At 68.9% G+C, this 17170-nt stretch carries 17 protein-coding genes; 9 read left to right on the top strand and 8 right to left on the bottom strand.

The window, feature by feature from the left end; genetic code table 11:
* Positions 1 to 107: 107 nt before the first annotated feature.
* The 6 genes from WJU27_RS00340 (at position 108) to WJU27_RS00315 (ending at position 4313) form a co-directional block, all read left to right on the top strand.
* Complete coding sequence (locus WJU27_RS00340) at positions 108 to 1097, top strand: KpsF/GutQ family sugar-phosphate isomerase (RefSeq protein ID WP_341420782.1); 990 nt, start codon at positions 108 to 110, stop codon at positions 1095 to 1097.
* Positions 1094 to 1624 carry a KdsC family phosphatase gene (locus WJU27_RS00335; protein ID WP_020165525.1) on the top strand — a complete coding sequence of 177 codons (531 nt, stop codon included), beginning with the start codon at positions 1094 to 1096 and terminating at the stop codon, positions 1622 to 1624. Before WJU27_RS00340 ends, WJU27_RS00335 begins: the two co-directional genes overlap by 4 nt.
* Entirely contained in the window at positions 1621 to 2202 is a 582-nt protein-coding gene (lptC, locus tag WJU27_RS00330) for an LPS export ABC transporter periplasmic protein LptC (protein WP_296812897.1), read from the top strand. Before WJU27_RS00335 ends, lptC begins: the two co-directional genes overlap by 4 nt.
* Positions 2199 to 2756, top strand: a complete 558-nt coding sequence (gene lptA / locus WJU27_RS00325; RefSeq protein ID WP_020165527.1) for a lipopolysaccharide transport periplasmic protein LptA — start codon at positions 2199 to 2201, stop codon at positions 2754 to 2756. Before lptC ends, lptA begins: the two co-directional genes overlap by 4 nt.
* 137 nt (positions 2757 to 2893) lie before the next feature.
* Entirely contained in the window at positions 2894 to 2968 is a 75-nt protein-coding gene (gene pqqA / locus WJU27_RS00320; protein ID WP_008060153.1) for a pyrroloquinoline quinone precursor peptide PqqA, read from the top strand.
* Positions 2969 to 3185: 217 nt separating this feature from the next.
* Positions 3186 to 4313: an HD-GYP domain-containing protein gene (locus tag WJU27_RS00315; RefSeq protein WP_341420780.1), complete on the top strand. Its 1128-nt coding sequence runs from the start codon at positions 3186 to 3188 to the stop codon at positions 4311 to 4313.
* A 4-nt stretch (positions 4314 to 4317) separates the two neighbouring features.
* On the opposite strand, the gene WJU27_RS00310 is transcribed toward WJU27_RS00315, so the two are convergent.
* Positions 4318 to 8340: a response regulator gene (locus WJU27_RS00310; protein ID WP_341420779.1), complete on the bottom strand. Its 4023-nt coding sequence runs from the start codon at positions 8338 to 8340 to the stop codon at positions 4318 to 4320.
* A gap of 291 nt (positions 8341 to 8631) precedes the next feature.
* Here WJU27_RS00310 and WJU27_RS00305 point away from each other — a divergent pair, with 291 nt between their 5' ends.
* Both WJU27_RS00305 and WJU27_RS00300 read left to right on the top strand, forming a co-directional pair.
* A complete protein-coding gene (locus WJU27_RS00305) occupies positions 8632 to 9501 on the top strand; it encodes an MBL fold metallo-hydrolase (protein WP_341420778.1) in 870 nt (289 codons plus the stop codon).
* A 34-nt stretch (positions 9502 to 9535) separates the two neighbouring features.
* Entirely contained in the window at positions 9536 to 11335 is a 1800-nt protein-coding gene (locus tag WJU27_RS00300; RefSeq protein WP_341420777.1) for a SulP family inorganic anion transporter, read from the top strand.
* Here the strand turns inward: WJU27_RS00300 and WJU27_RS00295 are convergent.
* Positions 11295 to 12371 (bottom strand): ankyrin repeat domain-containing protein, encoded by a 1077-nt coding sequence (locus tag WJU27_RS00295; protein WP_341420776.1) that lies wholly within the window; start codon positions 12369 to 12371, stop codon positions 11295 to 11297. The genes WJU27_RS00300 and WJU27_RS00295 overlap by 41 nt on opposite strands.
* 83 nt (positions 12372 to 12454) lie before the next feature.
* Between WJU27_RS00295 and WJU27_RS00290 the strand changes: the two genes are divergently transcribed.
* The gene (locus tag WJU27_RS00290; protein ID WP_341420775.1) at positions 12455 to 12985 is read left to right on the top strand and encodes an energy transducer TonB; all 531 of its coding nucleotides are present in this window, start codon (positions 12455 to 12457) and stop codon (positions 12983 to 12985) included.
* Positions 12986 to 13241: 256 nt separating this feature from the next.
* Here WJU27_RS00290 and WJU27_RS00285 read toward each other — a convergent pair whose 3' ends face one another.
* The 6 genes from WJU27_RS00285 to WJU27_RS00260 all read right to left on the bottom strand — a co-directional run bounded on the left by WJU27_RS00285 (position 13242) and on the right by WJU27_RS00260 (position 17130).
* Positions 13242 to 13412 (bottom strand): DNA gyrase inhibitor YacG, encoded by a 171-nt coding sequence (locus tag WJU27_RS00285; RefSeq protein WP_020165535.1) that lies wholly within the window; start codon positions 13410 to 13412, stop codon positions 13242 to 13244.
* Positions 13413 to 13441: 29 nt separating this feature from the next.
* Entirely contained in the window at positions 13442 to 14197 is a 756-nt protein-coding gene (zapD, locus tag WJU27_RS00280; protein WP_020165536.1) for a cell division protein ZapD, read from the bottom strand.
* 61 nt (positions 14198 to 14258) lie between these two features.
* Positions 14259 to 14882: a dephospho-CoA kinase gene (coaE, locus tag WJU27_RS00275; RefSeq protein WP_341420774.1), complete on the bottom strand. Its 624-nt coding sequence runs from the start codon at positions 14880 to 14882 to the stop codon at positions 14259 to 14261.
* A complete protein-coding gene (locus tag WJU27_RS00270; RefSeq protein WP_020165538.1) occupies positions 14879 to 15565 on the bottom strand; it encodes an SPOR domain-containing protein in 687 nt (228 codons plus the stop codon). The genes coaE and WJU27_RS00270 overlap by 4 nt, the downstream gene beginning before the upstream one ends.
* Positions 15566 to 15608: 43 nt before the next feature.
* Complete coding sequence (locus WJU27_RS00265) at positions 15609 to 16322, bottom strand: type III pantothenate kinase (protein ID WP_341420773.1); 714 nt, start codon at positions 16320 to 16322, stop codon at positions 15609 to 15611.
* Between the two features lie 4 nt (positions 16323 to 16326).
* Positions 16327 to 17130, bottom strand: coding sequence for a biotin--[acetyl-CoA-carboxylase] ligase (locus WJU27_RS00260; protein ID WP_341420772.1), 804 nt, complete (start codon positions 17128 to 17130; stop codon positions 16327 to 16329).
* Positions 17131 to 17170 lie beyond the last annotated feature (40 nt).

The following is a 17170-nucleotide window of genomic DNA, read 5'->3' as shown; positions in this document are numbered from 1 at the left end:
GCGGCCGCCTGTCGGAGCAGGTTGTTATAATCCGCGCCGATCATAACCGATCGTTCCTGCGCCCGTAGTACGGGCGATTACACGCCTTCGCCCACCCCGCCCCGCGCATGACACAGCCTGCCCCACCGAAGAACGAAGACATCCTGGCCTGCGCGCGCCGCGTGCTCGCCATCGAAGGCAGCGCGCTCGAAGCGCTGTCGGCGCGCCTCGGCGACGAATTCGCGACGGCGGTGCGCCTGATTCTCGACAGCCCGGGGCGCGTCATCGTCAGCGGCCTCGGCAAGTCCGGCCACATCGCACGCAAGATCGCCGCCACGATGGCCAGTACAGGTACGCCGGCCTACTTCGTCCATGCGGCGGAAGCGCTGCACGGCGACCTCGGCATGATCCACCGCGACGACGTGCTGATCGCGCTGTCCAATTCCGGCGAAACCGCCGAACTGCTGGCCATCGTGCCGCTGGTGCGCCGCCAGGGCGGCCGCACGATCGCGATGACCGGCAAGCCCGCATCGACGCTGGCCACACTGGCTGACGTGCATCTGGACGCTGGCGTGGCGATCGAAGCCTGTCCGCTCAATCTCGCCCCGACCGCCAGCACCACCTGCGCGCTGGCGCTGGGCGACGCACTGGCTGTCGCGCTGCTGGAGGCACGCGGCTTCCGCGAGGACGATTTCGCGCGCAGCCACCCGGGCGGTGCGCTCGGCCGCCGCCTGCTCACCCATGTGCGCGACGTGATGCGCGCCCGCGACGCGGTGCCCAGCGTCGGTGTCGGCGCCACCGTCACCGAAGCGCTGCTGCAGGTGACCCGCGGCGGCATGGGCATGACCGTGGTGCTCGACGACGCTGGCGCCGTCGCCGGCGTGTTCACCGACGGTGACCTGCGTCGCGCCATCGACCGCCTGGGCGACGTGCGCACCGTGCCGGTGGCCGACGTGATGAGCCGCCACCCGCGCACCATTCCGGCTGGCCGGCTGGCGGCCGAAGCGGCCGACCTGATGGAGACGCAGCGCGTGAACCAGCTGCTGGTGCTCGACGAACACGGCGCGCTGGCCGGCGCGCTGACCATGCACGACCTGATGCAGGCCAAGGTGATATGAGCGAAACCTCCGTACTCGATGCCGCCCGCAACGTTCGCCTGATGGGCTTCGACGTCGACGGCGTGATGACCGACGGCACCATCTGGTTCGGCCCGGACGGCGATTCGCTGAAGGGCTTCAACACGCTGGACGGTCACGGCCTGAAGATGCTGGCCGGCGCCGGCGTCGAGGTGGTCATCATTTCCGGCCGTTCGTCGCCCGCGGTGCGTCACCGCGCCGCCAACCTCGGCATCACCACCGCGCTGCTCGGCGTCGAGAACAAGCGCGAGGCGATGCGCGAACTGGCCGCCGAACGCGGCATCGCGATGGAACACTGCGGCTACATGGGCGACGACATCGTCGACCTGCCGGTGCTGCGCGCCTGCGGCTTCTCGGCCGCACCGGCCAACGCCCACTTCTTCGTGCGCCAGCACGTCGCCTGGGTGGCTGAAGCCGACGGCGGCCGCGGCGCCGTGCGCGAAGTCTGCGAATACCTGCTCGACGCCCGCGGCGCGCTCGACGCGCTGCTGCAGGACTGCCTGCGTTGAACCTTCAGCGCAACGTCCAGCAGGCACTGCCGCTGCTGATCCTGATCCTGCTGGTCGGCCTGACCATGTGGCTGGAGCGCGCCACGCGCGTCGATGACCGCCCGTCCTCGGGCAAGCTCAGGCACGACCCTGACGTGATCGTCGACAACTTCACCGTGCGCCGCTTCGACCCCAGCGGCCAGGTGCAGCACACGCTGACCGCGCAGCAGCTGCGTCACTACCCGGACGACGACAGCACCGAACTGGACCAGCCCTTGCTGCTCTACCGCGGCAAGCAGTCGCCGACCCGCATCAGCGCCGACCGCGCGCAGTTGCTGAAGGATGGCAAGGAAGCCATCCTGCGCGACAATGTGCGCGTGCTGCGCGAAGCCAGTCCCGGCAACCCGGAAATGACGCTGGAGACCAGCGTGCTGAACGTCTACCCGGACGACGAGATTGCCCGTACCGACAAGCCGGTGAAGCTGACGCAGGGCAAATCGGTGGCACACGGTGTCGGCATGGTCGCCGACCGCGTCAAACAGACCTACATACTCGAATCGCGCGTCAAAGCCACCCTCGAAAGAACCCGCCGCCCATGACTCTGCGCCCTGCCCTTACCGGCCTGATCCTGCTCAACCTCGTGCTGGCCGCCGGCCTGAGCACGCCCGCCCGCGCCGAGCGTGCCGACCGCGACAAGCCGGTCAACCTCGAAGCGGACAAGGTGACGGTCGATGACCGCACCCGCACGCACACCTTCGAAGGCAATGTCGTGTTCACGCAGGGCACGCTGACCATCAAGGCCAACCGCGTCGTGGTGACCCAGGACGCCACCGGCTACCAGAAGGGTGTGGCCACTGGCGGCGAAGGCGGCCTCGCCCGCTTCCGCCAGAAGCGCGAGGGCCAGGACCTGTGGATGGAGGGCGAGGCGGAGCGCATCGAGCACGACGCCAAGACCGAAATCACCCGCTTCTTCGTGCGCGCCCACGTGAAGAGCGGCGGCGACGAAGTGCGCGGCCAGTACATCGAGTACAACTCGATCAGCGAGAACTACACGGTTACCAATTCGGGCGATGCCAAGTCGGTGCCGTCGGCCGGCGACCAGTCCAAGCGAGTGCGTGCCATCATCCAGCCGAAGTCGGCGCCGAAGGAGTGAGGCGCCGCCGGGTCATGAAAATCATGACCCGGTTTTCAGCGGCGGCTGGAGGTCGCACCTTCGCTCCCTGTCCATACTCTGATCCAGACACGGCAACCGCTGTGTTTTTCAAGAAGTACAACATGACGGAGAGAGATATGAACTGGGAAACCCCGAAGGCCACCGACCTGCGTTTCGGCTTCGAAATCACGATGTACGTTGCCAACCGCTGATACGCGGCTGCAACAGGAAAAAACGGCGGCGTTCCCGCCGTTTTTTTTCGCCCGTACATCCCGTGCGGGGCGGGAACTGCATCGTCCGCAGGTGTTCCGATATCAGCGAACCGTGATTAACATGCCGAAGGCTTAGGGCTTGTTGCCATTGAATCGGGAATCGCGCGCGGCCCGTGATTCAATGGCAACAGACCTTGGGGCCTGATCACAGGAGACGATGGTGACGGACGCAGACCAGGGCGCGGGGCGGACGACCAGACAGACCATACTGGTTGCCGACGACACGCCGGAAAACATCGACCTGCTGAGCGCCCTGCTGCGCCAGGACTACCGGGTCAAGGTGGCCACCAGCGGCGAGAAGGCGCTGGCCATTGTCAATTCGACCGAGCCGCCCGACCTCATCCTGCTCGACATCATGATGCCCGGCATGAACGGTTACGACGTCTGCCGTCGCATCAAGGCCAACCCTGACCGTCGCGGCATTCCCATCATCTTCGTCACCGCGATGACCTCGATCGAGGACGAGCGACTCGGGCTGGAGGTCGGTGCGGTCGACTACATCACCAAGCCGATCAGTCCGCCCATCGTCAGCGCCCGCGTGCGCACCCATCTGGCGCTGTATGACCAGACGCGGGTACTGGAAGACCGCGTACGCGAGCGCACAGCGGAACTGTTCGCCTCGCGCCAGCAGATCATCCGCCGCCTCGGCCGCGCCGCCGAATTCCGCGACAACGAAACCGGCAATCACGTCATCCGCATGAGCTATTACGCGCGGCTGATCGCGCAGGCCATCGGCCTCGGGCCGGAGGCGACCGAACTGCTGTTCAACACGGCATCGATGCACGACATCGGCAAGATCGGCATTCCCGACGCCGTGCTGCTGAAGCCGGGCCCGCTGAGCAAGGCGGAGTGGGCGGTGATGCGACAGCACCCCGAGATCGGCGCCGAGATCATCGGCGAGCACGACGACGAACTGCTGCAGACCGCGCGCACCATCGCCCTCACCCACCACGAGCGCTTCGACGGCAGCGGTTACCCGCGCGGCCTGATCGGTGAGGACATTCCGCTGTTCGGCCGCATCGTCGCCATCGCCGATGTGTTCGACGCGCTGATGACCGCGCGACCGTACAAGCCGGCGATGCCGATCGACGAAACGCTGCAGGTGATGGGCCGCAACACCGGCCTGCATTTCGACCCGGCCCTGATGGAGGTGCTGCCGTCGGTACTGCCGGACATGCTGCGCATCAATGCCACCTACGCCGACACGCACGGCCCGATGACCGACGTCGACGTGCCGGTGGCCGAACCGGGCGACAGCGGCGAGGGCGCCGCCCTGCCGGCCTGAGGCCTCAGGGCTGGACGCCGGCGCGCTCGTACAGCGCGGTCAGCCAGGCGTTCGCCTGTTCGAAGTCGTAGCGCTTCAATGCATCGCCGAGCGAGGCGGCCAGCGACTCCAGCGACGATCCGGCGAGCATGTGCTGCAGTTCGAGCGCACGCGCCACCGCTTCGGCGTCGCTGTCGGCGATCAGTTGCGCCAGTGCGCGCAGGGGTTCAGCCAGCTGACGAGGGTCCGGGGGGGCACCGTCGGCGACGACCTCGTCGGCCACCCAGGGATGCGACAGCAGTGAGCCGATCAGCGCATCGAGCTCGCGCGTGAGCGCCGTCGCCGCGACGTCGATGTCGGCCTCGGCCGACTCGCGCGTCAGCAGTCCTTCCAGTTCCGACGCAAGACCGTGCAGCGTGTGTGCGCCCACGGTGCCGGCCAGGCCGCGCAGCGTGTGCGCCAGCCGCGCCGCCGCCTGCGCGTCCGGTCCGCGGCGCGCCTCGTCGAACTGCGCGGCGAAATCGCGCTGACCGCGCAGGAAGGCGCGCAACACGCGCCGGTACAGCTGCGGCTTGCCCATGCAATGCGCCAGCCCGGCCGCGGTATCGATGCCGGGCAGCGCGGGCACCACGTCGTCGGGCGTCGCCGGGGCCGCCGCGCCAGACTGCCTGTCGGTACCGGGCTGCGGATGGACCCAGCGCGCCAGCGTGGCGAACATCTGCGGCACGTCGAGCGGCTTGGGAATGCAGTCGTTCATGCCGCAGTCGTACATGCGCGCGCGGTCCGCCTCCAGCACGCTGGCCGTCATCGCGATCACCGGCAGGTTCTGCAGTCCGGGCAGGCCGCGCAGCGTACGGGTGGCGGTATAGCCGTCCATCGCCGGCATCTGGCAATCCATCAGCACCGCATCGAAACGGCTGCCGCCCGCTAGCAGGTCTACCGCCTGCTGACCGTCGCCGGCGATCACCACCTCGACGCCGGCGCGCTCGAGCAGGTCGTGCGCCAGTTCCTGGTTCAGTTCGTTGTCCTCGACCAGCAGCACGCGGGCACCGGCCACCGCCGCCATGCTGGCTTCCAGCCGTTCGTCGCCGGGCGTCGGGGCGTGTGCGTCGGCGCGCCGGCCGTAGGCCTGCGACACCGCGTCGAGCAACGCCGACGGGGTGACCGGCTTATGCAGCACCGCCTCGAAATGGCGGCCGGCCGACTGCGTGGCGACGTCGTCGCGGCCCAGCGCGGTGACCAGGATGAGCCGCATGCTGCGCTGCGGCCAGCGGCGACGCAGTTCCTCGGCAAGGCGTACGCCGTCCATGCCCGGCATCTTCCAGTCGATCAGCATGAGACCGTGCCGTCCTTCGTCGGCGGCCAGCATGTCCAGCGCCTCGTCGCCACCGGCGGCGGTGTCGACGTCGAGGCCGATGCCGCGACAGAGTGCCGCCAGCACCTCGCGTGCGCCCGGGTGGTCATCGACCACCAGCACGCGCGAACCGGGCACCGTACCGGGCAGGCGCTCGGGTACGACGTCGGCGCCGGCCTGCAGGCCGAAGCGGGCGGTGAAGTGGAAGGTCGAGCCGCGGCCGGGTTCGCTGTCCACCCAGATGCGGCCGCCCATCAGTTCGACCAGCTGGCGCGAAATGGTGAGGCCCAGTCCGGTGCCGCCGTAACGGCGGGTGATCGAGCTGTCGGCCTGGGTGAAGGGCTGGAACAGGCGCGCAATCTGCGCCTCGTCCATGCCGATGCCGGAATCGCGCACCGTGAAGTGCAGTTCGACCGCGCGTTCGTCGCGCGCCCTCAGTTCGACGCCGATGATCACGTCGCCGTGCTCGGTGAACTTGATCGCGTTGCTGCCGAGATTGATCAGCACCTGACCGAGTCGCACCGGGTCGCCGATCAGCGCCGTGGGCAGCCCGGGTTCGGCGCTGAACAGCAGCTCCAGCCCCTTCTCCTCCGCCCTGACGCCGATCACATCCACCATGTGGTTGATCACCGTGTCGAGCCGGAAGTCGATGTGCTCGATGTCGAGGCGGCCGGACTCGATCTTCGACAGGTCGAGGATGTCGTTCAGGATGGCCAGCAGACCGTGCGCCGAGCGGTGAGCCTTCTCGATGTAGTTGCGCTGGCGCGGCGACATGTCGTCGCGCAGCGCCAGATGCGTCATGCCGAGGATGGCATTCATCGGCGTGCGGATTTCGTGCGACATGTTGGCGAGGAAGCTGGACTTCAGCTGCGCCGCCGCCTCGGCGGCATCTCGCGCGCGCAGCATCGCCGCCTCGGCTTCCTTCTTCAGTGTCACGTCGTGCGCAATCAGGCAGTACAGGCGGCGCGCGCCCTGCTGGATAGGGATGACGGCCAGTTCGACCGTAAAGGCGCGCTCGCCGGCGCCGGCAAACTGCCATTCGCGCATCTGCGGCCGCCCCGCCTCGCTGGCGTCCGACAGCAGACGGCGCGCGGCGACGGCGCTCGATTCGCCGTCAGGCTGGCGCTCCGGCGACAGCGGCGTGTTCCACGGCACGCGGCCACGCAGCGCCTCTTCCGACGGCAGGCCGAACAGCGCCAGCGTGGCCGGGTTGCAGCTGATGACGCCATCGTCCTCGTCGTAGAAGAAATAGCTGTCGAAGGAGTGCTCGAACAGCGCGCGGAACTTGGCTTCGCCGAGCTTGCGCTCGGTGATGTCGAGCCAGTAGCCGTTGTAGATCGTACCGCCGCGGCCGTCGGGCATAGGCGTGCTGTCCACGCGCAGCCAGCGCGGGCCGGACGGCGTGCGCACCTGCAGTTCGGTCGAACGCACCGGCGGGCTGTAGTCGTCGATGCCGCAGGCGCGCCACAGCGCGCCCGGGTCTTCAGCAACCTGCTCCGCCGTCCGCCCGAACAGTGCCTCGACGCCATGGCCGAGGAAGGCGAAGCGACCGCTGCGGCCGAGCGGGCGGTGGAAGCGGAATACGGTGAGCGGCAGCGCATTGGCCAGTTCGAGCAGTTCGCGGCGTGCGCGATGGGTATCGATGTTCTGCCGCTCGCGCCGGAACCACAGCGCGATCAGCGCCAGCCCGAGCAGGCCGACCACGAGGCCACCGGCGATGTGGCGCCGCCACAGGGCCGCCTCCTCGCGCAGCGGGAGCAGCACCCAGACGGTGTAGGGCGAGTCGTCCATCGCGCGTCCGAGCACCAGGTGGCGCAGGCCGTCCACCACCTGCAGATGTGCCGTCGTGCCGTCGCCGAGCCGGGTTTCGTCGCCGCGCCACGGCAGCACCGGCGGTACCACGCCGAAGCGCGCCTTCAGGGTGGCATCGTCGATCGGATCGTCGATCGCCGGCGCGAAGCGCTTGAGCACCAGTTCGGGCGGCGACGCCAGCACGATCACGCCGTTGTTGTCGGCCATCAGTGCGAACTGGTCGTAGCCGCCGAACAGATGGCGCATCGTCTCGGCGTCCTGCTTCAGCACGAGTACACCGGGCGGGCGCCCAACCACGTCCACCCGCGCCGAGAAGTAGAAGCCGGGCACATTCGTCGTGCGCCCCATCAGGTACTGCAGGCCAATCCCGCCATCGACCGCCTGACGGAAATACTCGCGATCGGCGTAATTCAACCCGAGCACCGCGTACGGCAGGTGGAATCCGCTGTCGGCGATGGCATTGCCGTCGGCGTCCAGCAGATAGACCAGCCCGAGATTGAAATCCTGTGCGACGGCGTTGAGCAGGCTGCTCATGCCGAGCGCGTCGCGCCGTTCCATCAGATACTGCCTGAGCGCCGGACCGGGCGGCAGCGCGCGGATCGCCTGCTCGCCCGCCTGCGCCGCCAGATACTTCTGCAACGCGTCCTGCCGCGCCAGGGTCACCGGCAATGCGGCCAGCTGACGGAAGGTGGACGATAGCGATTCGTTCAGGCTGTCCAGGCGCAGCGCGCTGCGCGCCTGCGCGTCGAGTAGGTATTCGTCGCTGGCGTTGCGCGCCGCGAACAGCGTAACCAGCGCGCAAAGGACGAGCCAGATCGCGACCAGCGCGACGAAGCGGCGCTGGAAGGCAACGGTGTCCTGTTCGAACGGTGGTTCCTGCATCGGCTGTATTCTCTTTGGCGCGGGGGCTTCCGGTGTCGGATCCGTCGATCGGATGGGCCTCCCGCGTGCGCACCGGTGACCCATCGTTATCGGCCGCCGACCGCACATCTTGACCGGGGCACAGCCTACGCCTTCAGCGTCCTCTCCGGGGCACGATGGCCCCTGTGGCGCGGTCCAGGGTGACCTAGGTTACCGATCGCAAGGCCGCAGGCGGGCTATACATCGTCCCGTAACGCCGGCGCAGCGCAGCGCCGTACGGCATTCCGGCCGCACTTTTGGAAGAACGGACCCATGACCCGAGACAGCCTGCAGATCGAAAGCTTCTTCGACGAAGCGACCAACACGGTGAGCTATATCGTGTTCGATCGCTCAACCCACGCCTGCGCCGTGGTCGACAGCGTGCTCGACTACGACCCCAAATCGGGGCGCACGTCGACTGCGTCGGCCGATCGCATCATCGCCCGCGTACGCGAACTGGGCGCGCGACTGGAATGGATACTGGAAACCCACGTCCATGCCGATCACCTGTCGGCCGCACCGTGGATCAAGCAGCAGCTGGGCGGCCGGCTGGGCATCGGCGAGCACATCGTCACCGTGCAGCAGGTGTTCGGCACGCTGTTCAACGCCGGCACCGAGTTCGAGCGCGACGGCAGCCAGTTCGACCATGTGTTCCGCGATGGTGAAACCTTCACGATAGGCAGCCTGCAGGCGCACGCCCTGCATACGCCGGGGCACACGCCGGCCTGCATGTCCTATCTGATCGAGGACGCCGCCTTCGTCGGCGACACGCTGTTCATGCCCGACTACGGCACCGCGCGCTGCGACTTCCCGGGCGGGGATGCGCGCACGCTGTATCGCTCCATCCGCACGCTGCTGGCGCTGCCGCCGGAAACCCGGCTGTTCATGTGTCACGACTACATGCCGGACGGCCGCGCGCCGTGCTGGGAAACGACGGTGGCCGACGAGCGCGCACACAACATCCACGTGCACGACGGCATATCGGAGGAAGACTTCGTCGCCATGCGCACCGCGCGCGACGCGACGCTGGACATGCCGGTGCTCATCCTGCCGTCGGTGCAGGTGAACATGCGCGCCGGCCATCTGCCTCCGCCCGAGGACAATGGCACGCGTTATCTGAAGATTCCGCTCGATGCGCTCTGACGCGAAGGCCACCGGGCGCGGCACAATCGACGCCGTGAACACCGGAACTTCGCACACCGACGGCCAGGCCACCCGGAACAGCGCACACGCACCGGCCCGCCGCGTCCGCGGTCTGGCGCGCTGGCTGCCGGTGCTCGACTGGGCACCGCGCTACGACCGCCCGGCCTTCGGCGCCGACCTGATGGCTTCGCTCATCGTGACGCTGATGCTGATCCCGCAGAGTCTGGCCTACGCCCAGCTCGCCGGCCTGCCGCCGCACATCGGTCTGTACGCGAGCATCGCACCGCTGTTCGCCTATGCGCTGTTCGGCAGCAGCCACGCGCTGTCGGTCGGCCCGGTCGCGGTGGTGTCGCTGATGACGGCGGCCGCCGTTGGCGGGCTGGGCATCGCCGACGAGGCGGCGCGGCTGCAGGCGGCGCTGACGCTGGCCGCGCTGTCCGGCCTCATGCTCGTCGTGATGGGCGTGCTGCGGCTGGGCTTTCTCGCCAGCTTCCTGAGCCACCCGGTGGTGTCAGGCTTCCTCACCGCGTCGGCGCTGCTGATCACGCTGAGCCAGCTCAAGCACCTGCTGGGCATACGCGCCGACGGCGACACGCTGCCGGAACTGCTGCCGCCTCTGCTCGCCGGGCTGCCCGCCATCCACCTGCCGACCGCCGCACTCGGCACCGGCGTACTGGTGTTCCTGTACTGGACGCGCACCCGCCTCAAGCCGCTGCTGGTCCGGCTCGGCGCTGGCGCGCGCACCGCCGACACCTGTGCCAAGGCCGGGCCGGTGCTGGCCGTGCTCGGCAGCACATTGCTGATGTGGGCGCTGCGACTGGACGAAGCGGGTGTGCGCAAGGTGGGCGACATTCCGGCCGGCTTGCCGCCGCTGACCCTGCCCTCACTCGATCCGGCACTGCTGTCGCAGCTGGCACTGCCGGCGCTGCTGATCAGCATCATCGGTTTCGTCGAATCGGTGTCGGTGGCGCAGACCTTCGCCGCCAAGCGCCGGCTGCGCATCGAACCCGACCAGGAGCTGATCGGCCTTGGCGCGGCCAACCTGGCAGCAGCGGCAACCGGCGGCTATCCGGTGACCGGCGGGCTGTCGCGTTCGGTGGTCAATTTCGACGCCGGTGCAGCAACACCGGCAGCCGGCGCCTTCACCGCGGTCGGCATCGCGCTGGCATCGCTGACGCTGACGCCGGCGTTGCACTACCTGCCGCAGGCCACGCTGGCCGCCACCATCGTGGTCGCCATCCTGACGCTGGTCGATACCGACACGCTGCGCCGCACCTGGCGCAGTTCGCCGCCCGACTTCCTGGCTGCCGCCACGACGCTGGTCGTCACCCTGCTGTTCGGCGTCGAAGCCGGCGTCAGCGCCGGCGTCGTGCTGACGTTGCTGAATCACCTGTGGCATGCCAGCCGTCCGCACATGGCGGTGGTCGGTCGGGTGCCCGGTACCGAGCACTACCGTAACGTCGAGCGCCACGCGGTCGATACCGATCCGTCGCTGATCGGCCTGCGCGTCGACGAAGGTCTGAACTTCATGAACGCCCGCCAGGTGGAGGACCGCATCCTGGCGCTGGTCGCCGCGCAACCGTCGGTGCGCAACGTGGTGCTGATGTGTTCGGCGGTCAACGACATCGATGCCAGCGCGCTCGAAATGCTGGAGAGCGTGGTGCACCGTCTGAAGGACATGGGGGTGCTGCTGCACCTGTCCGAAGTGAAGGGCCCGGTGATGGACAAGCTGGAACGCACCGATCTGCTGCCCCATCTGGGCGGCCAGGTATTCCTGTCACATCACGCGGCGGTTACTGCGCTGACTGCCGGAGCTTGTCCACCTCGGCCCTGAAGCGGCGGCGCAGTTCTTCGGTCGGCTGACCTTTCGCCTGCGCCGCCTGGATGGCGCGCAGGATGTCGACCGCGCCGGCGTCCTCGGCCAGGGTCTGCACCGCTGGCGTGGCCGCACCGGCAACCAGTTCGGCGCGCTCGGCACCAGCCTTGCCGCGCTTGGCCGAAATGACCAGCGCCGACGGCGCCGCCTTCACCGTCTGCTTCGCCGACGTCTTGCGATGGCGCTCGACCGCCGCCATGAACTGGCGACGCAAGGCCTCGGTCGGCTTGCCCTGGGCCTCGGCCTGACGCAGCTTGTTCAGCAGCTCGCTCACTTCGGGCGGCGCCGGGATCGATGCCTGCGGCGGCGGCGGCGGTGCGGCCACCGGCGGTGCGCTGACCGCCTCGGCCACGTTCTCCGGCGGGGCGACCAGCGTCGCGATCTTCAGCCGGTTGTAGCGCAGCGCCCAGGCCAGCGCGTTCTCGCCACGGTCGGACACCGCGGTGGTGCTGGCGCCAGCGTCGACCAGCGCTTTCACGATGCCCTCGTTGCCCTCGCGCACCGCCATCATCAGCGGCGTCGCCAGATTCGGCGCCCGTGCGTCGAGCTTCGCGCCATTGCGCAGCAGCAGATCGACGATGCGCGTCTTGCCGGCGAAAGCGGCGTAATGCAGCGCGCTCCAGGTCTTGTCCGGCGGATTGAGCGACGCGCCGCGCTCGATCAGCCACTCGACCGCCCGCTGGTGGCCCTTCCACGCCGCCAGCGCGATCGCCTGCTCGCCGATGCGGCTGACGTAGTCGATATTGGCGCCGCGCTCGACGAACAGCTCCATCAGCCGGATATTGCCTTCGGCCGCAGCGATCATCAGTCCGCTGCCGGTGACGTCGGCCTCGAAATCGGGCGGCAGCCCTTCGTCCAGCCAGCGGGACGCGGAACGGATGTCGCCCATTTCCATCGCCCGTCCGAAGCGTGAAGGATCGGGCAGTTCGGCCTGTGCCGATGCCATGAAGAAGGCTGCGCTGACGGTGATCAGCGCGCGTGCGGCCGCATTCAAATCGTGAGTCCTTGTGAGAGCCGCCGTCGCGCCGGCGCGGCTGCGGCAAAATGGGGAGGAGTTTACCGACCCCACCTTACGGTTTGTCCCGCCTGAAACTTCCTTTCGCACTTGCACTGTCCGCACTGCTGCACGCCGCTCTGCTGTTCTGGCCCCGCACGTCCGACGCCCCGGCCGCGCCGGCGGTCGAGCGGCTGCAAGCGCGCCTGCTCGCGCCGCGTCCGGCCGAAACGCAGCCGGACGTACCGGTCGCCACACCGCTGCTGAAGGACACGCGCAGCGAGCGCGCCGACGAGGCGCCGCCGGCGCCGGCCGTCGTGCCCGCGCCGCGCGCGGCTCCGGTCGCCACCGCACGGGCGCGCGAACGCGCGCAACGGCAGCTGAACAGGCATGTGTTCTATCCGCAGGAAGCGATAGACCGCGGCCTCGAAGGCGAAGTGAAACTGCGTCTGCTGCTCGACGGCTCGGGCCGCGTGATCGACGCCGCCGTGCTGGCCGGCAGCGGCCACCCTCTGCTCGACCGCGCCGCCCTCGACGCCGCCCGCCAGATCGGCCGTATCGACGCTGGCGGCGCGCGAGAACTGCTGCTGCCGGTGGTGTTCAGGCTGGAGTAGCCCGTATCGACGGCGAATCGAGCGTGCTTCTGTGGACACTGCCTTGGCCGCGACCCGGCCGTTGCCGTCCGCAGGCTGCGATTCAGGCAGCTGTCGGGGTCAGAAGACCCCTCCCACAGAACCCCGCCCAAACTCCGGCCGCAAGTCTGGCTCAGCCCCCGTGGGAGCGGCCTTGGCCGCGACAGGACCGCTACGGTCCGCCGGCGTCGATTCAGGCCGCTGTCGGGGTCAGAAGACCCTCGCACAGGAACCTGGCTCAGGCCGGGTCGTCGTCCTGCGGCAGTTCGGGCGTGGTGTCGGGGACGCGGTATTCCTCATTCGCCCAGGCACCGAGGTCGATCTGCTTGCAGCGCATGCTGCAGAAGGGCCGCGCCGGGTTGGAGGGCGCGTACAGCGCCGGTTCGCCACAGCGCGGGCAGACCACCATGCGGCCGGCGGGGGGTGTTGCGGACGTGCTCACAGATTGCAGAAGGTCAGTTCGAAGCCGACGTCGGTGTCGGTGACGCGCGGACGGGCGTGGCCGCCGTGCGCGATGAAGCGGATGTTCAGCGCGTACTTGTTGGCGCTGATCTCGGGTGTGAAGGGCTCGTTCAGCGGCACGCGCAGGCGCAGCATCTGTGCCGACTTGCCGCCCATCATCATCTGGAAGGCGCCATTGCCGGCGATCTGCCGCTCCGGCCGGCCGCTGGCGCGCAGCAGGCGCAGCACGATGGTGAGGCCGTCACGGATGGGCAGCATCGGGTTCAGCCAGCTCGCCAGGTCGGCCTGCCGCGCTGACGCCTCGCGATGCCGCCAGTAGTGGTAGGACGGCAGATCGAATTCGCACAGCCCGCCCGGAATCGCGGCGCGGCTCTTGATGCTCATCAGCCACTCGTTCTCGCGCAGGTACTGACCGATCTTGCCAGCCATCGCGAGCAGTGCGGCACTGGCCTGCTCGATCTCGTACAGCGCGCCGGACAGCGCCTCTTCGGAAATGTCGGGGTTGTTGCGGAAGGACATCAGCGTCTGGCGCTGGCGCTCGAGCTCCTGCACCAGATCGACCTTCAGATCGGCCCGCGACGCGACTTCGAGGATTTCGAACAGGCTCACCAGCGCGACATGGTGTTCGTGCGCCCCGTCGCTGCGCATGAAGTGCTGCGTGCGCTCGAACAGATCCTCCAGGCGCAACAGCGTGCGTATGCGCTCGTTCAGAGGATATTCGTAAGTGATCACAGGGGCTTGTCCGGCACAAGTTCAAGCAAATTCTGATGATTCTGACCGAAAAGCCGCACAGTCACAACGCTCCGGCGGGCTTTTCTGCTGCAGCCAGTGCCAGATAGCGGCGGTGCAGCGCCTCGACGCGGGCCGGCAGCGCCTGCGCCGGACCGATGTTGTCGATCACGTCGTCGGCCGCCGCCAGCCGCTGCGCCCGCGTCGCCTGGGCGGCGATGATGCGGTCCGCCTCCTCGGCGGTCAGGCCGCTGCGCGCCATCGCGCGCGCGCGCTGCTGCTCGACCGGGCAATCGACCACCAGTACGCGGTCGCAGCGTTCGCGCCAGTTGCCGGCCTCGACCAGCAGTGGCACCGCCAGCACGACGTAAGGTGCGCCGCTGGCCTCGACCCGTCGGCGGGATTCGGCGCGGATCAGCGGATGCAGCAGCGCTTCGAGCCGGCTGCGTGCCGACGGGTCGGCGAATACATGGGCACGCATGCGGGCACGGTCGAGCGCGCCGTCGGCAGCGATGAAGTCGTCGCCGAAGCTCGCGCGCAGCGGCTCGATCGCAGCGCCGCCCGGTGCGGTCAGCGCGTGCGCGATGGCATCGGTATCGACCAGTCCGGCGCCATGCGCGACGAACAGATCGGCCACCGTCGACTTGCCGCTGCCGATGCCACCGGTCAGACCCACCACGAAGGTCATGGGCAGTCCGCCGCCTCGACGCCCTCGACGGTCGCCTGCGGCTCGGCCAGCAATGCCGTCAATTCGGTGTCGCTGCCGCGCAGTTCCACGCGCAGGCGTCCGGCCTTGCCCTCGCGCATCGCGATGCGCGCGCTGCGCACCCCCTGCCCGTTCAGGCTGGACATCAGTTCCTTCGCCGCCGTCTCGGTCTTGAACAGCCCAAGCGAGATGGCGAACTTCTGACCGTCGGCGTCCGGCATCAGCGCCATCTCGCGCACGCCCAGCGCGCGCAGTTCAGCCTGCTTGCGATCGGCCAGCTGGCGTGTCGCGAGATCGGGTATATGCACCCACCACGACGGGCTGCCCGGCTGCTCGCTTTCAGTGACTTGCACCGCCGGATAGGCCTCGCGCGCGCGGGCGACGAACGGGTCGGCCTGCTCGCGGGTGAAGCCGGCCAGCACGCGACAGACGGCGGCCGGCGTCGCTTCGGCGTCTGTGGCCGGCTCGCTCGCGACGACCGGCGCAATGGCCACCACCGGCGCCGCTGCGCCACCACCGACCGGGACGATGCGGATGCGCTCGGGATCGATCTGGCTGGTCAGGCGCAAGGGCTCGGCGCCGTCATTGCCCAGCGCCAGCATGCCGGACGCAAAGGGCCACAGCGCGATATTGATCAATAGCAGGAGGAGGAAGGCGAGACGCATCGGTATCAGTGCAATGACGGACGCAGCGCGAAGCAGTGATCCGTCATTTCATCACATCCGCCGCAACGCGGGCCAGCCCGCGCAGCACCAGATTGTCGACGCGGCGATGGGCGCAGGCCAGATAGGGCGACAGCGCCTCGGCACCGCCACCCGACAGCAGGATGGTGGCATCGGCGCCCAGCCGCGCCTGCACGCGCTCGATCAACGCCGCCTGGGCGCCGGCGCAGCCGTTGTGGATGGCGTCATCGGTATTGCGCGGCCACTCGACCGGCGCACCCTGTGCGTGCGGCAGACCGGCCGTGTTGCGCGCCAGCGACTCGAGCATCAGGTGCAAGCCAGGCAGGATGTAACCACCGAGAAAGCGGTCGTCGGCGTCGAGCACGTCGACCGTGGTGGCGGTACCCGCGGTCGCCACCACGAGCGGACCGGCCGCCAGCGTGCGCGCGCCGATCAGCGCCGCCCAGCGGTCGGCGCCGAGGCGCGACGGGGTCGCATACATATTGGTGATGCCGCAGGCGGCCGACTGCGACTGCACGCGATGCGCCACACAACCTTGCGGCAGTGCGGCGCGCAGCGCGGCATCGACCGCGTCACCGGCGACGCAGGTATAGACCGCGGCCGTCGCGTTACGCCAGGCCGAGGCGAGCGGCGCGCCGTCGATATCGGCGACGTCGATGCCCGATTCGCTACCCGGTGCGTCGCCCTGCAACCACGCCCATTTGATCCGGCTGTTGCCGGCGTCGATCAGCAGCACCATGGACTCAGTTCCGGACCGGTGCGCGCAGCGACACATCGCCCGCCAGCACGCGCTCGATGCGGTCACCACAGTCGAGCAGCAGTGCGCCGTCGGCATCGGCACCGACACACAAGCCGCCCAGCGCGCGCATTTCACCCTCGACCTCGACCGCGCAGCCGGCATGCAGATTGAGTCGGTTCCAGCGTTCGACGAAGGCAGAGAAGCCCTGCGCGGCGAATACCGGCAGCGCTGCGGCCAGCGCGTCGAGTGCGGCGGCGGCGATGCGCAGCCAGTCCTGCTGCGGCGGTGTGCCGTCGAACAGCGCGGCCGGTGGCAGCGCATAGTGGCCGGGGGGCGGCGGCGCCAGATTGATTCCGACGCCGATGACCGCGTCGGTGTGTGTTGCCGCCGACGCCAGTTCGATCAGCACGCCGCCCAGCTTGCCGGCGCCTTGCCCGTTTGCGCGCATCAGGTCGTTCGGCCACTTCAGTGCCAGCCCATCGAAACCCTGCGCCGTCAGCGCCTCGGCCAGCGCGACGCCGACCGCCAGGCTGAGGCCGGACAGCCGGTCGGCGCGGCCGTCGAAGCGAACGCGCAGCGAGAAGGTGAGGCTGTCGCCGGGCTGCGCCGTCCAGCTGCGGCCGCGGCGGCCGCGGCCACCGGTCTGTGCCAGCGCAAACAGTGCGCACGGTGCGCCGTCGCGGCGCTCCAGCAGGTCGCTGTTGGTGCTTCCGGTGCGCGCACAGACATCGACGCGCCAGTCGGCAGGTACGGAGGGTGCGCGATCGCGCAGTGCTTCGGCGAGAGTGGAGGCGTCGTCGGCAGTCATGCGGCGGATTGTAGCCGCGCCGCCGGGCCGACGCCCGGCT

The sequence above is a fragment of the Methyloversatilis sp. NSM2 genome (assembly GCF_038066675.1).
GTDB classification, from domain to species: Bacteria; Pseudomonadota; Gammaproteobacteria; order Burkholderiales; family Rhodocyclaceae; genus Methyloversatilis; species Methyloversatilis discipulorum_A.
Note: the sequence above shows the minus strand (reverse complement) of the source record. Positions and strands in the feature narration are given on the sequence as shown.

Excerpts from the sequence above, each read along its gene's own strand:
- WJU27_RS00340 (WP_341420782.1), top strand. The coding sequence starts at position 108 with ATGACACAGCCTGCCCCACCGAAGAACGAAGACATCCTGGCCTGCGCG.
- WJU27_RS00335 (WP_020165525.1), top strand. The coding sequence starts at position 1,094 with ATGAGCGAAACCTCCGTACTCGATGCCGCCCGCAACGTTCGCCTGATG.
- lptA (WP_020165527.1), top strand. The coding sequence starts at position 2,199 with ATGACTCTGCGCCCTGCCCTTACCGGCCTGATCCTGCTCAACCTCGTG.
- WJU27_RS00315 (WP_341420780.1), top strand. The coding sequence starts at position 3,186 with ATGGTGACGGACGCAGACCAGGGCGCGGGGCGGACGACCAGACAGACC.
- WJU27_RS00310 (WP_341420779.1), bottom strand. The coding sequence starts at position 8,340 with ATGCAGGAACCACCGTTCGAACAGGACACCGTTGCCTTCCAGCGCCGC.
- WJU27_RS00305 (WP_341420778.1), top strand. The coding sequence starts at position 8,632 with ATGACCCGAGACAGCCTGCAGATCGAAAGCTTCTTCGACGAAGCGACC.
- WJU27_RS00285 (WP_020165535.1), bottom strand. The coding sequence starts at position 13,412 with ATGGTGGTCTGCCCGCGCTGTGGCGAACCGGCGCTGTACGCGCCCTCC.
- coaE (WP_341420774.1), bottom strand. The coding sequence starts at position 14,882 with ATGACCTTCGTGGTGGGTCTGACCGGTGGCATCGGCAGCGGCAAGTCG.
- WJU27_RS00270 (WP_020165538.1), bottom strand. The coding sequence starts at position 15,565 with ATGCGTCTCGCCTTCCTCCTCCTGCTATTGATCAATATCGCGCTGTGG.
- WJU27_RS00265 (WP_341420773.1), bottom strand. The coding sequence starts at position 16,322 with ATGGTGCTGCTGATCGACGCCGGCAACAGCCGGATCAAATGGGCGTGG.
- WJU27_RS00260 (WP_341420772.1), bottom strand. The coding sequence starts at position 17,130 with ATGACTGCCGACGACGCCTCCACTCTCGCCGAAGCACTGCGCGATCGC.